This window comes from Bradyrhizobium sp. WBAH42, from assembly GCF_024585265.1.
Lineage (GTDB): Bacteria > Pseudomonadota > Alphaproteobacteria > Rhizobiales > Xanthobacteraceae > Bradyrhizobium.
In genome coordinates this window covers 2,903,618-2,917,927 of record NZ_CP036533.1, presented here as the reverse complement: position 1 = coordinate 2,917,927, position 14,310 = coordinate 2,903,618, and the positions used below count along the sequence as shown (strand labels likewise).

Here is a 14,310-nt window from a genome sequence, read left to right as displayed (position 1 = left end):
ACCTCAGTACCCCCGCTTCCGATCGACCAGCCCCGGCAAGGCCTCGCCGCGGCGGTGTCGCGCGATGGTATCAAGCACATAGCCGACCGCCGTTTCCGGCTTTGTCGTGCTGGCGATGTGCGGCGTCAGGAGAATGCGCGGATGGCTCCAGAACGGATGGCCCGCAGGCAGCGGCTCGGGCTCGGCGACGTCGAGCACGGCAGCCGACAGCGCACCGCTGTCCAGCGCAGCGATGAGGTCGACCTCGACCAGATGCCCGCCCCGCCCGACATTGAGCAGCCGGGCACCGCGCGGCAGGCGCACGAACAGCTCTGCGTTGAGGATGCCGCGCGTCTCCGAGGTCAACGGCAGCAGGCAGACCAGAATGTCGCTCTGCCCCAGGAAATCCGGTAACGAGTCGGCGCCCGCATAACAGGTGACGCCTTCGATCTCGCGCGGCGAACGATTCCACCCCGAGAGCGGAAAGCCGAACGTCTTGAGCCGTTCCAGCACCGCCTGGCCGAGTTGGCCGAGCCCCATCACGCCGACACGCCGCTCGCTCGTGTACGTCGCCGGAAGCTCGCGCCAGACTTGATCGCGCTGCTGGGCGATGAACTGCACGAGATCGCGATGCAGCGCCAGCACCGACATGCAGGCATATTCGACCATGCGATCGGTGATGCCAGGCTCCATCATGCGGACCAGCGGAACATGCGGCGGCAACCTGGTGATGTCGAACTGATCGACGCCGGCACCGACCGAGAAGACCAGCTCCAGATTCGGGAACGTCGTCGCGATGTCGTCCGGCGGCACCCAGGCCACGAGATAGCGCACGTTGGCGGGATCGCCGATGTCGGGCCAGAGCCGGAACGGGATGTCGGGCGCGCGTTCCGCGAAGAAGCGCGCCCACTCGGCGCCGCGCACCATGTTGGCCTTGTAGAGAACCGTCATGCCCGCCTCAGAACGGGCTGACCGGCGCGAGCCGACGGCCGTCGATCATGCGCTTGTGGCTGTAAGCGGCGGGATCGACCAGCGGCGTCGAGCCGGTCACGATGTCGGCGGCGAGCTTGCCGGCCGCGGGACCGATGCCGAAGCCATGGCCCGAGAAGCCGGTGGCGAGGAAGAAGCCCGGCAGCGCGTCGACCGGCGAGATCACCGGAATCGTGTCGGGCGTGCAGTCGATCGTGCCGCCCCAGGCTTCTGCGATCTCGATGTCCTTGAGCCCGGGGTTCGACTTGATCAGCGCCGCCAGCGCCGCATTGACCAGCGACATGTCGGGCGCGGGATCGCGCACGCGCTCGGCCTCGAACGGCGACGGCTTGTCGAAGCTCCAGCTGGTGCCGCGCATGAGCTGATCGAAGAACGACTTGCCGAACGAGAGCTTCAATCCGTTCTTGCGGTGCTGATAGGTCGGCCAGAACGTGCGCGCGTAACGGAACAGGTCCGGCGACAGCTCGACCGTGCCGCGGTTGCGCAGCGCCAGCGTGAAGCCGCCGTCGAGGCGGCGGCGGATGCAGTAGAAATCGGTGCCGAGCGCGCCGGAGGTGATCTCCGGACCCGGCGTGGTCCGGCACGCGGTGGCGTTGACGAGGCCGATCGGCAGCTCGATGCCGTGGCGGCGGCAGAACAGCGACGACCACGCGCCGCCCGCCAGCAGCACCGACTGCGTGCGGATGGTACCCTTCTCGGTGACGACGGCGCTGACACGCCCGCCTGTCGTCTCCAGCCCGCGCGCGGCGCAGCCCTGATGGATGGTGACGCCGTGCTTGCGCGCGGCTGTGGCGAGCGCAGGGACGGCCATCGACGGCTCGGCGCGGCCATCGCTCGGCGTGTGCAGGCCGCCGACCCATGTGTCGGCACTGCCAGGCATGCGCTCGGCGACCTCGGCCGGCGTCAAGACGGTGGAGTGGACCTGCTGCTCGCGCGCGACCGCGGCCCAGCGCTCCCAGCCGGCGAGCTCGTCCTTGCTCTTGGTGAGGAACAAGACGCCGGTGCGGCGGAAGCCGGCATCGACGCCGGCGTCGTTCTGCATGTCCTCCCACAGCCGCAGCGCCTCGCGCGCGAGCGGGATCTCCTCGCGGGCGCGGCCCTGCTGGCGGCACCAGCCCCAATTGCGGCTCGACTGCTCGCCGCCGACATGGCCCTTCTCGACCAGCGCGACGGAGTGGCCTTTCTTCGCCAGATGATAGGCCGCGGACACGCCGATCACGCCGCCGCCGATGACGACGACATCCACCTGCGCCGGCAGGCGTTCGTCGCTGTTGATGCGGTTGAGCGGCGGGGACATGGGGCACTCCTGGAGTTCAGTTCGAGGTCTTGCGCGTCAGACAGTCTTGCGCGTCAGGGGATGTTCATTCGTGGATCGAGCGCGTCGCGCAGGCCGTCACCGAGAAAGTTGAAGCTGGTCACCGCGAGCGTGATGGCGACGCCAGGCGCGATCGCGAGCCAGGGCGCGCTGGTCAGATAGATCTGCGCATTGTTGAGCATGTTGCCCCAGCTCGCCGCCGGCGGCTGGATGCCGTAGCCGAGATAGCTGACATAGGATTCGAGCAGGATCGCCTTGGCGACGTTGAGCGTCGCGGCAACAACGATCGGCGCGATCGCGTTCGGCACGAGCTCGCGGAACATGATGCGCAGGTTCGAGGAGCCGAAGGCGAGCGCGGCCACCGCGAATTCCCGCTCGCGCAAAGAGCGCACCTGGGCCTCGACGACGCGCGCGACCGCCATCCAGGCCGTCGCCGCGATCAGCACGGTGGTGGTGACGAGGCCGGGCTCGGTGAGCGCTGCGAGCGCCAGCAGCAGGAAGATGGTCGGAAAGCACAGCACGGCGTCGACGAGCCGCATCAGCACCGCGCCGACGGCGCCGCCATAGAAGCCGGCAAAGGCGCCGACGACGATGCCGACCGCCATCGCGATCACCATCGCGACGATGCCGATCGACAGCGAGACCCTCCCGCCCATCAACAGCCGCGCCAGCACGTCGCGGCCGAGCTCGTCGGTGCCGAGGATATGCGCGCCGGAGAGCGGCGGCGCGAACCGCTTCATGATGTCGATATAGGTGTCGTCGAACGGCAGCAGATAGGGACCGACGGTCGAGCCGAGCACGAGCACCAGAATGATCAATGCGCCCGCGAGCGCCAGCCGATGCCGGCGGAAGCGCCGCCACGCGGCCTGGCCGGGCGCGAGCTGAACGGTGGAGAGGGTTGCGGTCGCCATCGCTTCAGCCCACCCGGATGCGCGGATCGACGACCGCATAGAGGATGTCGGCGAGCAGCGAGCCGATCAGCACCATCGTCGCCGAGAACATCAGGATACCCATGACCACGGGATAATCGCGGTAGCCGATGGAATCGAGGAACAGCCGGCCCATGCCCGGCCAGGTGAACACGGTCTCCGCCACCAGCGCGCCGCCGAGCAGGGTCGGAAACTGCAGGCCGGCGACCGTGATCATCGGCAACAGCGCATTGCGCAGCGCGTGCACCGTGAGGATGCGCCATTCCGGCATGCCCTTGGCGCGCGCGGTGCGGATGTAGTCCTGGTTGATCACCTCGAGCATCGAGGAGCGCATGAAGCGGCCCCACATCGCGGTCTCGACCAGCGCCAGCACCACGGCCGGCGCGATCAGATGATGCAGCAGGTCGAGGAAGGAGCCGTCGCCAATGGTGTGCCGATTGCCCGCCGGCAGCCAGCCGAGCTTGACCGAGAAGACGTAGATGGTGACGAGACCGAACCAGAACGTCGGGATCGACAGCGCGATCATGGCGCCGACGGTGGCGAGCGTATCGAACAACGAGTAGCGGCGCAGCGCGCCAAGGATGCCGATCCAGCAGCCGAGCAGCACCGCGATGATGGTCGCCGTCGCCATCAGCTCCAGCGTGGCGCCGAGGTGGGAGGAGATCACCGACAGCACCGGCTCGCCGTCGCGATAGGATTTGCCCCAATCGCCCCCTACCATGCGACCGAACCAGTCGAGATATTGGATCGGCAGCGGCCGATCGAGGCCGAGTTGCCTGGTGACGCGGTCGAGATCCTCCTGCGTCATCTGTCCGGAGACGGCAAACTGCGACAGCGGGCCGCCCGGCGCCAGATGCAGGATGGCAAAGCCGATTCCCGAGACGATCACGAGCAGCATGATCGCCTGGGCCAGGCGGTTGACGACGTAACGGGCCATCTCAGGCGATCCAGCGCATTGGACGCATCACGCCCAATACCATTCGCGCATGTTCCAGCTGTTGATCGACATGTTGATGTTGGGACGGAAGCCTTGCAGCCCCTCCTTGATGCCCTCGGCGATGAAGCCCTGGAACAGCGGCAGGATGGCGAGGTCGTTGCGGATCAGCTTTTGCAGCTCGCCATAGGTCGCCTTGCGCTGCGCAAGGTCGAATTGCTGGGCGCCTTGAGACAGCAGTCGGTCGGCCTCCGCGCTCTGATATTGATACGTGTTGTAGCCGCGGCCGCCCTTGGCGGGAATGGCGCCGGAGCCGAAGCGCGGCGTCACGTCGGGGTCGCTGCCCAGCATGAAGTTCACGCCGACGATCACCGAATTGAACTTCGATTGCTGCCAGAAGTCGCCCCAGATCACGGCCGCCGGCATGTTGTTGACGCGCATCGCCGCGCCAATGGCCCGCCAGTCCTGGATCAGGAGCTGCTGGCACTGTTCGCGCACGGCACTGCCCGCCGTCGTCGAGTTGGCGAACTCGAGCTTGACGCCGCCCTTCTCGCGAATGCCGCTGGAGCCGCGAACCCAGCCCGCGGCGTCGAGCAGCGCGTTGGCCTTGGCAGGATCGTATTTGTGCTGCGGCAGCCCCTGCTGGAACGACCAGGCCTGCTGCGGCACGAAGCTCTCGGTCTGCGTCGGCAGGCCGTAATAGAGCGCGTCGATGATCGCCTGCTTGTTGATGCCGAGATAGAGCGCCTCGCGCACGGCACGATCGGTGAAAGGGCCAAAATCCAGGTTCGGCGCGATATGCTCTACCGAGGACGTCGACGAAACGAAGATCTTGCGGCCCTTCAGCGTCTTTGCCTCCTGCACGAAGTTCGGCAAGATGCCTTGCAGGCCCGTATAGTCGACCTGACCGGTGCGGAACTGGGTGTAGAGCACGGTGAGATCAGGGATGTATTTGAAGACCACGCGTTCGAGGTACGGCCCCTTGCCATGATAACCGGTGTGGGCGTTCAACTGGATATGGTCGCCGGGCACGCGCTCGCCCCAGCGAAACGGGCCGGTCCCGACAGGCGCATTGTGGAACGGTGAGGCGTTCGGATCGGATACCTTCTCCAGGATGTGCTTGGGCACGATGAAGGTGAACGACGCCAGGATCGACATATAGGGCGAATAGGGCGCTTCCATCCGCCAATGGATCTCGTCGGGCGCCACGACGGTGATGTCCTTGACGAGGCTATGGCCGACCCGGCTGCGCGCGCGGAAGCCGGGATTGTTGATCAGCTCGATGGAGAATTTGACATCCTCCGCCGTGAACGGCGTGCCGTCGTGCCACTTCACGTCGCTGCGGAGCTTGATCTTCCAGGTCAACCCATCGGCCGACAGGCCGCCATTCTCGAGGGTCGGGACTTCGCGGGCGAGGTCGGGGACGAACTTGCCGTCGGGATCGATGTACCAGAGCGGCGAGAACACCTGCCACCAGATGCCCAGATCGACCTCGATGCCCGGCATCAAGGGATGAAAGACGGTCGGCTCCTGCGACAGCGCCGCGATCACCTGCCCGCGCGGCTTGTCCGGCGGAGCGGTCGGGCGTTCAGTCTGGGCCAACGCACTGCTCGAAAGCGTCCATCCCGCCGCCGCGCCTGCGCCGAGCTGGAAGAATTGACGGCGATTCGGAATGCCGAGATGCCCTGCCCCAACGCCGAACTTGCCGGTGTCGTCTGCCATGACCCACTCTCCGTTTCCGCACGCGGCACCGTCTCCCGCGCCCCCGAGACCCCGGCAAAGGGACAGGAGTGGGCTTTAGTGCTTCTAAATTTTTCTTTCAAAAGTTCATCACGACTAAATACAGCTGTCAATCGCATTGCTAGAATGCGTTCGCTTTTCAATCCGACTGAAGCCACGAGGCGCGATGCCCGAGGCTGAGATGATGCATGGGAGAGCGACATGGATGGTCGCGGCGATACCAACGGCACCAAGGACGCTTCCACGATCGAAGCTGACGATGCGGTCGACCAGCGCCTGGGTGAAACCGTGCGGCTGCTGCGGCAGCGCGCCGGCCTTTCGATCCAGGACGTCGCCAACAAGACCGGCCTGTCCACCGGCATGATCAGCCAGCTCGAACGCGCACGCGCGATGCCCTCGATCCGCACCCTGCGCCTGCTCGGCATCGCGCTCGATGTCCCCATCTCCTATTTCTTCGAGAGCAGCGATCCCGCCGACGGGCAGCGCTACATCGTGCGCAAGAGCAACCGGAGGCTGCTGCGGCTCACCGCCAGCGGCGTCGTCAAGGAAGCGCTGACCCCGGAAGGCAAAGGCCAGCTCGAGCTCTACGAGCTCACGCTCAACCCCGGCGCCTCCTCCGGCACCGACTTCCTGCAGCACACCGGCGAGAAGGCGGGCTACATCCTCTCGGGCAGCCTGCGGCTGTGGCTCGACAGTCAGGCCCATGTGCTGGAAGCCGGCGACAGCTTTCGTTTTCCGAGCATCGTGCCGCACATGTTCGACAACCCGACCCAGCAGGTGGCGCGCGTGATCTGGGTGACGACGCTGCGGCAGACCGATTCGCCGGCGGGTTGAAGCGGCCCCGTCCCGCACCACCGGAAATTGCCCCTCGACGCCGCCACGCCTAGTCTGTAGCTCACATGATGCCCGCAGCTCGCGAAGCGGCGGGGGCGGCCGGCGTCTTTGGTGTGAGACCATGAAACTCAGGAGGCTTCTGACCCTCGCGTTGGCCGCACAGGCCATCGTGACTGCTGCAGCCTTCCTCGCCTCCTCTCTGGCGACCGGCAGTGCCGAATTCGGCACGGCCCAGCTCCTCGCGCTCTTGGTCAGCGCCGCCGTGGCGGTGCTGCTCGTCCTTCTCTGCGCGCGTGCGATCGAGACGTCGCGGGAAATACGCACCGCTGAGCTGCTGGCCGGGCAGGCGCAGACCAACACGCACATGATGCAAGCCGTCATCAAGACCGCGCTCGATGCCTACATTCAGATCGACGAGAGCGGCACCGTGCTGGAGTGGAGCTTTCAGGCGGAGGCGCTGACCGGATGGACGCGGCAGGAGGCGCGGGGCGCCGACGTCGTCGATCTTCTCGTCGCCGAGCCGCTGCGCGCCGGCTTCAGGCAACGCATGGCGCGCCTCGTTCCGGAATTGTCCGCCGCGCCGGCCGGCATGCGCTTCGAAGTCACCCTGGTGCACAGGAACGGCGAGAATATCCTGGTCGAGGCGTCCAGCACGGTGTTGCGGATCGAAGAGCGCTCCATCATCAACACCTTCGTCAGGGACATCACCCAGACGCGCGCTGCCGAGGAGCAGCTGATCCAATCCCAGAAGATGGACGCGGTCGGGCAGCTCACCGGCGGCATCGCGCATGAATTCAACAACATGCTCACGGTGATAACAGGCACGATCGAGATCCTCGCCGACGCCGTCAAGGACAACCCGCCGCTCGCGACCATCACCAAGCTGATCAGCGAGGCCGCCGATCGCGGCGCCGCGCTGACGTCGAGCTTGCTCTCCTTTGCCCGCAAGCAGGCGCTGCAGCCGGCCGAGATCGACGTCAACGAGCTCATCGAGGAGCTCGCCAAGCTGCTGCTCGCAACCTTCGACAAGAAGATCGAGATCGTGACGAAGCTGGGCGGCAACGTCTGGCTGGCCTACGCCGACCGCGGGCAATTGAGCTCGGCGCTGCTCAACCTCGCCATCAATGCCCGCGATGCCATGCTGGACGGCGGCAGGCTGACGCTGACGACGCGCAACGTCGTGTTCGGCGTGCGCGAGGCCCTGGCGGTCGGTGCCGGCTATGCCGGCGACTATGTCGAGATCGAGATTACCGACACCGGCACCGGCATTCCGCAGGCCATTCTCGAACGCATCTTCGATCCGTTCTTCTCGACCAAGGAGGTCGGCAAAGGCACGGGGCTCGGGCTCAGCATGGTGTTCGGCTTCGTCAAGCAGTCCGGCGGCGGCATCAAGGTCGCCTCGGAAGAAGGACGCGGCACCATCTTCACGATCTACCTGCCGAAGGCGGAGGCGAGCACGCTGCGCCCGACCGGCTACGACGATCGCAAGATCGTCGGCGGGACCGAAACCATCCTCTGTGCCGAGGACGACCGCGAGGTCCGACACTACGTCACGGTCCAGCTCGAAGGGCTCGGCTACAAGGTCATCCCCGCCGCCGATGCGACCGAGGCCCTCGCCATCGCGGCCGAAGGCACCCCGTTCGACCTGCTCTTCACCGACATCGTGATGGCCGGCAGCATGAACGGACGCGAGCTCGCCGAGCAGATGGTGGCCGCACGACCGTCCTTAAGGGTCCTCTTCACCTCCGGCTACGCCTACGATTCCCTGCATGCACAGGGACGCGCCACGATGGGCGCGCCGCTGCTGCGGAAGCCCTACCGCAAGGCCGAGCTGGCACGCCTGCTGCGGCGCAGCCTCGACACCGCAGTCGATTCCGCCGGCGACGCGATCCCGACGCCCTACTCGGTGCAGGCCGACGTCGAGGCGTTTCTGCGCAGGCAGGCCGCGGAAGGTAGTGGCACGACGCGGTCGCGGAAGTAGCGTCCGCGCTAGCTCATCCTTCGGCGCAGCGTCGCCGATGGCGTCTCGCCGAACTTTTCGCGGTAGGCGCCGGCCATGCGGCCGAGATGGGTGAAGCCGAGATCGAACGCGATCTCGGTGATGGAGGCATCGGGGGCGGCCTGCGCGAGGCGCGCGTTAAGGCCGGCGAGGCGCATGTCGAGCAACATCTGCGAGATCGACAGGCCGAAGTGACGGCGGAAGCCGAGCTGCAGCGCGCGGATGCCGATGCCGGAGGCGCAGGCGAGCTGCGCGAGATCGAGTGGCTCGCCGGCATTGTCGGCCAGATGGTCGCGTGCGGCGCGGAGCGCGCGCGGCAGGCGCTCGGCCTGGCCCGAGAAGGTTTCAATCGCATCCGAGTGGCTATGCCGCTGCCCGTTGAGGAGATGATCGAGCACCGCTTCGCGCCGATCGGCCATTGCGACCGGCGACAGCCGGCCCGATGGACCGAGACGCTCGGCGAGCGTCATCAGTTCGGCGAGCCGGGCCTGCAGGGCCCGCCCCGACGGCGCATCGAGCTCGATCACCGGATCGAACTCGACCACCCCAGTCGCCCTGCCCGACAAGGCCGCGGCGCGCTGCTCGACCATGCGGCGGTCGAGCAGCAGAATCGCCTGTGCGCAATCGCTCCACATCATCCGGGTCGGAATGGTCGGCGACAGCAGCGATGCCGTCCGGCCCGGCGCCGCATCGAGCTCGCGATGACCGGCACGAATGCGGGCGCCGCCCGCGAGCGGGACCTGCACCAGGAAGAAGCGCTCGAGGCAGCCGGGATCGATGCTGACCGATCCGCCATAGGCGACGTAGTTGATGGAAAAGCCGTCGAAGGCCGCGCAATTGTGTCGGGCCGAGAAGCCGGCCGCCCGCGCCTGCGTCGGCTTGAGATCATGCGGGCAGAAGATGCGCCCGATCTGCTCGGCCGCCTCGTCGACGTCGTCGGTGGTGACGCGGGCGAAGGCCGCAAGCCGTTCGGCTGCAGAGGCTGTTGCGCTCATTTCCAGCTCGGCTGCGGACATCGTCGACCATGCTTCGCGCCCGGAATTACTTTAAGCCTATAATAGTTCCGCGGGCGCGAAAAGGGGCGCAACTCGCAAAATCATCGTGCTGCACGGCAATAGGCGCTCCGGATTCGTTTAGCGGATAGACAGGCGGCACGTCCCCGGCCGATGCTCGGTCCCCGCCGGAATCCATGAGGAGCAAGCCATGACTGCACTCGAAAAAGGCATTACCGCCAACGGCACGGGCTATGGCGGCAAGAGCTGGAACATCCTCGGCCAGGTCTATTTCCCCAAGGCCGTGACCGATTCCACCTTCGCATTCGAAACCAACAGCGATCCCGGCCAGTTCGTGCCGGTGCACATCCACCCGACCCAGGACGAGTTCATCCTGGTGCAGGAAGGCACGCTCGATCTCAAGCTCGACGGTCAATGGGTCAAGGCCCATGCCGGCGACCTCGTGCGAATGCCCCGCGGCATTCCGCACGGCTATTTCAACAAGTCCGACAAGCCGTGCCGGGCGCTGTTCTGGGTCTCGCCGATGCAGAAGCTGGAGGCGCTGTTCAACCAGCTGCACAATCTGACCGACCCCGCGGAAGTCGTGCGCATCTCGGCGCTGCATGAGGTCGACTTCCTGCCGCCCGAGGCCAACGACTAGCCGTCGCCGCTTCCTCCGCTTCCATCTGCTCGCAGCCCGGCCGGCCGCGCCTTGCGGCCGAACGCGGTCGCTTGCGCGCCAAACACATCGAGCAATCCCATGGTCAGCCCAAAACATGTCTGCGTGATCGGCGCCGGTGTCTCCGGCCTTGCCGCCGCGAAAGCATTCTCCACCCGTGGCCACCGCGTCACCATCGTCGAGCGCAGCTCGGATCTCGGCGGCGTCTGGGAGCCGGCGCGCTCCTACCCAGAGGTGCAGACCCAGAGCCCGAAGGAGCTCTACCGCTACACCGACCGCGCCATGCCGGACGCCTATCCGGAATGGCCGACCGGGCCGCAGGTGCACGCTTATCTCGCCAATTATGCCAAAAGCTTCGGCCTCGACCACATGCTGCGGCTCAACACCGAGGTCGCCGGCATGGCGCGCCGTGCCGACGGCAGACCGGGATGGACACTGGTCTTGAAGGACAAGAGCGGCACGGGCACGAACGAGGATTTCGATTTCGTCGCGGTCTGCACCGGGCAATTCAACGAGCCGCGCGAGCTGCATTGCCCCGGCGAGGGCGGCTTTCTGGCGCAGGGCGGCCAGATCCTGCATTCGTCGAAATACGGCGATCCGACGCTGGCAAAGGGACGCCGCGTCGTCGTGCTCGGCGGCTCGAAGTCCGCAACCGACATCGCCGTGAACGCGGTGAAGTCAGGCGCGCGCGAGGTCACGATCGTGATGCGCGAGCCGGTCTGGCGCATTCCCTATTTCATCGGCGGTCTCGTGAACTTCAAGCGCATCCTCTACATCCGCGCGCAGGAGGAGATGTTTCCGGGCTGGGGCATCGGCGCGATGGGGCGGCTCGCGCATCGCATCGCCGCGCCGCTGGTCTGGGCCAACTGGCGCGGGCTGGAAAGCCTGCTGAAGGCGCAGCTCAAGCTCGGCCGCTGCAACATGGTGCCGAAGGAGCGTATCGAGGACGGCGTCAACTGCTCGGTTCCGATCGCAACGCCGGGCTTCTATCCGATGGTCGCCGACGGCCGCATCAAGGCCGTGTTCGGCACGTTCGACCGTTACGAGGGCGACAGCATCGTGATGAGCGGCGGCGAACGCGTGGGCGCCGACGTCGCGGTGCTCGCGATTGGCTACAAGCTCGGCGTGCCGTTCCTGCCCGAGGCCTATCAAGCGAAGCTGGTCGATGCCGACGGGCAGTACCGGCTCTATCGCCTGATCGCCAATCCTGATCTGCCCGAGCTCGGCTTCGTCGGCTTCAACTCCTCGTTCTGCACCGTGCTGTGCGCCGACCTCGCGGCCAACTGGCTGGTGCGTTATGCCGACGGCCAGCTCGCCAACCAGCCGACCGCGCAGGCGATGCGCGACAACATCGAGATGATGCTGCACTTCAAGCGTGTCGAGCGCCCGGCCGCGGGCGTCTATGGCGGCCTCTGCGTTGCGCCCTATCACTACCGCCATTTCGACGAGTTGATGGCTGACATCGGCACGAAGCAGCAGAAGCGCGGCGGGCTCGCGGGGCGCTTCCAGCCGCCGGATGCGGATGCTTACGCCAAGTTCCTGGCGACGGCGCCGGATTACCGGGCGGCGTGAGAGGAGAATTGCGGCAGCTCGCGTCCGCCGTTTACGATCTCGCTGGTTATCGAATCGACGGGAACCAGCCATAGGATCGGCCATGGGATCGAGACGACTTGCCGCCGCGGCCCTTGCGGCTGTTGCCTTCTGCGTCGCGGCGCCCACCGTTGCGCAGAAGGCGGCGCCGACGCCACAGCAATCGGAGGCGCTCGCGGCTTATGAGCGCGCGCTCGGCGACTTCAAATCCATCCTCGCCGAGCGGCGGCGCCAGATCGAGGCGAAGGAGCCGCTGCCGAACCTGCCGGGACAGGCGCTCTATCTCGCGCGCGTCGCTGTGATCAGTGCTTACAAGGACCTCACCGACGTCATGCCGTCGCGGATCGGCCGGCCGAACAAGTTCGAGATTCCTCCGGCCTACTTCGATGCCGAGATCGAGCCGCTGGTCGACGAATACGGCAGGCTGTTCGACCTCATGGAGGCGCCGCCTGCGAGCGCGCAGAGCTCGCCGACACCATTCAGGGACGTCGTCGATCTTGCCGTTGCGATTGCGCGCGCCAAGGGCCTCGCCCCCGAACATGCCGAAGCTGCCGGGCGGATCAGCCTCGGGCTGTTCTTTGCGGAGACCAACGGCAAGCAGAATGTCCGCAATGCGCGCTCGAACACCTATATGGGCAGCTTCCAGACCGGCCCCTCCGAAGACCGCAACGGCAGGCGGAAATGGGAGGCCATCAAGGGCGACATCGCCGCGATCGATCCGCACCTGAGCGCACGCGACGACAAGGAGGAGGCGCGCGCCCGCGGCACAGATCACCGCTTCAACCACTGGACCAATGTGCGCGACGGCCTGATGAACGCGCACGCCGATCTGTTTCGTGAGATCCCGAAAATCGTGAAGACGCTGCCCGACCCGATCGACCAGATGAAGCTGTTCGAGCTGATCCAGATCGTTCCCACCCCGACGCGGTCGGCACTCAAATCGGGCGATCTCCTGAACTATGGGGTCTCCAGCCCCACGATCATGAAGCACCTGCGCAACAACAGCATCTTTGCCTTCGGACGGGCCGACCGGGCGAAAACCTCGGCAAGCTACCGCGAGATCCTCGCTGCGATGTGGCTGTTCAACCGCAAGTTCGAGAAGGCGATGGCGAAATACGCGGAGATCAGGGGCCGCTGAGGAGGCGGGTTGCAACTGCCAGCGCAGGTTGTAGTCTCGCGATCGCATCGGCAACACGGACCGTTCCATGCGCATTCTCGTTCTCGGCGGCAGCCAGTTTCTCGGCCGGGCGGTCGCAAGCCATGCTTGCGCTGGCGGTCATGACGTGACCTGCGCCGTCCGCGGCCTTGCGGGGCCGATTGCCGCCGGCGCCCGCTTCGTGCGGATCGACCGCGACGTAATCGACGGACTTGCGCCGCTCGCCGGTGAGACATTCGACGCCGTGGTCGACGTCGCGCGTCATCCCGGCCAGGTCCGCCGTGCGGTCGCCGCGATGAAGCGGCCGGGCGTGCATTGGACCTTCGTCTCGACGATCAGCGTGTATGCGGACAACCGCATCCCCGGGCAACGCGCCGACACCGCACCGCTGCGCGAGCCTGTTGCGGCGGAGATCGAGCACAGCACCGAGGCGATCTACGGCGCCGCCAAGGTCGCCTGCGAACAGGCGGTCGGCGATGGTGCCTTCATCTGCCGTGCCGGACTGATCGCAGGGCCCGAGGACCCGACCGGACGGTTCGCCTACTGGCCGGCGCGGCTTGCGCGCGGCGGCGAGGTGCTGGCGCCGGGATCGCCGGAGGATGCGGTGCAGTTCATCGACGTGCGCGATCTCGCGCAGTGGATCGTGCATGCGGCAGAGACCGGTCTCACCGGCATCTATGACGGGATCGGGCCGATCCGCACGCGCGGCGAATTCCTGAGCGAATGCGCATCTGCGCTGAACGCGTCCTGCACCTTCACCTGGGTCGATCGCGCCTTTCTGGAAGCGCATGACGTCAGGCGTTGGGCCGGCCCGCGGTCGCTGCCGATGTGGCTGCCCCTGCCCGACTTCGCCGGCTTCATGACGCGCGACACCTCGCCGGCGCGCGAGGCCGGCTTGACCTCGCGACCGGCGGGAGACACCGCGCGCGATACGCTTGATTGGCTCAACGCCAGCAACGGGCCGGTCGTCGGTCTCACCGCCGAAGACGAGAAGGATGTGCTCGCGGCGTGGCATGCGCACCAGCCCTAGTGCGGACGGGCGATCGTGCGCCCCGTGAAAAAGCGCCTTGTCACGACAAATCTGCCAAAGGGCACGCCGCCGTTTGCAGTGCAAGACCTGTGACCGCCATGGCTATGGTGTTTCACGGCCGCGCATTTGTTGGTAGCCTGCCG

General features: G+C 66.5%; 12 protein-coding genes. 6 read left to right on the top strand and 6 right to left on the bottom strand.

All coding sequences use genetic code 11. From position 1 onward, the window contains the following. Window positions 1–3 precede the first annotated feature (3 nt). From DCG74_RS13615 to DCG74_RS13595, 5 genes are read right to left on the bottom strand one after another with little or no spacing between them, the layout of a single operon-like run. Window positions 4–930, bottom strand: coding sequence for a glyoxylate/hydroxypyruvate reductase A (locus DCG74_RS13615; RefSeq protein ID WP_172786839.1), 927 nt, complete (start codon window positions 928–930; stop codon window positions 4–6). 7 nt (window positions 931–937) lie between these two features. Then, window positions 938–2,266, bottom strand: coding sequence for an FAD-binding oxidoreductase (locus DCG74_RS13610; protein ID WP_172786840.1), 1,329 nt, complete (start codon window positions 2,264–2,266; stop codon window positions 938–940). 53 nt (window positions 2,267–2,319) lie between these two features. After that, complete coding sequence (locus DCG74_RS13605) at window positions 2,320–3,195, bottom strand: ABC transporter permease (protein ID WP_172786841.1); 876 nt, start codon at window positions 3,193–3,195, stop codon at window positions 2,320–2,322. Window positions 3,196–3,199: 4 nt separating this feature from the next. Beyond that, the gene (locus tag DCG74_RS13600) at window positions 3,200–4,150 is read right to left on the bottom strand and encodes an ABC transporter permease (RefSeq protein WP_172786842.1); all 951 of its coding nucleotides are present in this window, start codon (window positions 4,148–4,150) and stop codon (window positions 3,200–3,202) included. A 27-nt stretch (window positions 4,151–4,177) separates the two neighbouring features. Further along, a complete protein-coding gene (locus DCG74_RS13595; RefSeq protein WP_172786843.1) occupies window positions 4,178–5,869 on the bottom strand; it encodes a peptide ABC transporter substrate-binding protein in 1,692 nt (563 codons plus the stop codon). 219 nt (window positions 5,870–6,088) lie between these two features. Here DCG74_RS13595 and DCG74_RS13590 point away from each other — a divergent pair, with 219 nt between their 5' ends. Both DCG74_RS13590 and DCG74_RS13585 read left to right on the top strand, forming a co-directional pair. Beyond that, window positions 6,089–6,721 carry a cupin domain-containing protein gene (locus DCG74_RS13590; protein WP_172786844.1) on the top strand — a complete coding sequence of 211 codons (633 nt, stop codon included), beginning with the start codon at window positions 6,089–6,091 and terminating at the stop codon, window positions 6,719–6,721. Window positions 6,722–6,842: 121 nt separating this feature from the next. After that, window positions 6,843–8,702 carry an ATP-binding protein gene (locus DCG74_RS13585; RefSeq protein ID WP_172786845.1) on the top strand — a complete coding sequence of 620 codons (1,860 nt, stop codon included), beginning with the start codon at window positions 6,843–6,845 and terminating at the stop codon, window positions 8,700–8,702. A gap of 8 nt (window positions 8,703–8,710) precedes the next feature. Here DCG74_RS13585 and DCG74_RS13580 read toward each other — a convergent pair whose 3' ends face one another. Continuing rightward, window positions 8,711–9,736: an AraC family transcriptional regulator gene (locus tag DCG74_RS13580; RefSeq protein ID WP_172786846.1), complete on the bottom strand. Its 1,026-nt coding sequence runs from the start codon at window positions 9,734–9,736 to the stop codon at window positions 8,711–8,713. 187 nt (window positions 9,737–9,923) lie between these two features. Between DCG74_RS13580 and DCG74_RS13575 the strand changes: the two genes are divergently transcribed. The 4 genes from DCG74_RS13575 to DCG74_RS13560 all read left to right on the top strand — a co-directional run bounded on the left by DCG74_RS13575 (window position 9,924) and on the right by DCG74_RS13560 (window position 14,167). Continuing rightward, on the top strand, window positions 9,924–10,373 hold the full coding sequence (locus DCG74_RS13575) for a cupin domain-containing protein (RefSeq protein WP_024339447.1): 450 nt from the start codon (window positions 9,924–9,926) through the stop codon (window positions 10,371–10,373). A 51-nt stretch (window positions 10,374–10,424) separates the two neighbouring features. Continuing rightward, entirely contained in the window at window positions 10,425–11,963 is a 1,539-nt protein-coding gene (locus DCG74_RS13570) for an NAD(P)/FAD-dependent oxidoreductase (RefSeq protein WP_337993348.1), read from the top strand. An 82-nt stretch (window positions 11,964–12,045) separates the two neighbouring features. Further along, window positions 12,046–13,119 (top strand): hypothetical protein, encoded by a 1,074-nt coding sequence (locus DCG74_RS13565; protein WP_172786848.1) that lies wholly within the window; start codon window positions 12,046–12,048, stop codon window positions 13,117–13,119. A 67-nt stretch (window positions 13,120–13,186) separates the two neighbouring features. Continuing rightward, complete coding sequence (locus tag DCG74_RS13560) at window positions 13,187–14,167, top strand: NAD-dependent epimerase/dehydratase family protein (RefSeq protein ID WP_172786849.1); 981 nt, start codon at window positions 13,187–13,189, stop codon at window positions 14,165–14,167. The last annotated feature ends 143 nt before the right edge of the window (window positions 14,168–14,310 follow it).

Excerpts from the sequence above, each read along its gene's own strand:
- DCG74_RS13560 (WP_172786849.1), top strand. The coding sequence starts at position 13,187 with ATGCGCATTCTCGTTCTCGGCGGCAGCCAGTTTCTCGGCCGGGCGGTC.
- DCG74_RS13575 (WP_024339447.1), top strand. The coding sequence starts at position 9,924 with ATGACTGCACTCGAAAAAGGCATTACCGCCAACGGCACGGGCTATGGC.
- DCG74_RS13605 (WP_172786841.1), bottom strand. The coding sequence starts at position 3,195 with ATGGCGACCGCAACCCTCTCCACCGTTCAGCTCGCGCCCGGCCAGGCC.
- DCG74_RS13610 (WP_172786840.1), bottom strand. The coding sequence starts at position 2,266 with ATGTCCCCGCCGCTCAACCGCATCAACAGCGACGAACGCCTGCCGGCG.
- DCG74_RS13585 (WP_172786845.1), top strand. The coding sequence starts at position 6,843 with ATGAAACTCAGGAGGCTTCTGACCCTCGCGTTGGCCGCACAGGCCATC.
- DCG74_RS13600 (WP_172786842.1), bottom strand. The coding sequence starts at position 4,150 with ATGGCCCGTTACGTCGTCAACCGCCTGGCCCAGGCGATCATGCTGCTC.
- DCG74_RS13565 (WP_172786848.1), top strand. The coding sequence starts at position 12,046 with ATGGGATCGAGACGACTTGCCGCCGCGGCCCTTGCGGCTGTTGCCTTC.
- DCG74_RS13590 (WP_172786844.1), top strand. The coding sequence starts at position 6,089 with ATGGATGGTCGCGGCGATACCAACGGCACCAAGGACGCTTCCACGATC.
- DCG74_RS13580 (WP_172786846.1), bottom strand. The coding sequence starts at position 9,736 with ATGTCCGCAGCCGAGCTGGAAATGAGCGCAACAGCCTCTGCAGCCGAA.
- DCG74_RS13615 (WP_172786839.1), bottom strand. The coding sequence starts at position 930 with ATGACGGTTCTCTACAAGGCCAACATGGTGCGCGGCGCCGAGTGGGCG.
- DCG74_RS13595 (WP_172786843.1), bottom strand. The coding sequence starts at position 5,869 with ATGGCAGACGACACCGGCAAGTTCGGCGTTGGGGCAGGGCATCTCGGC.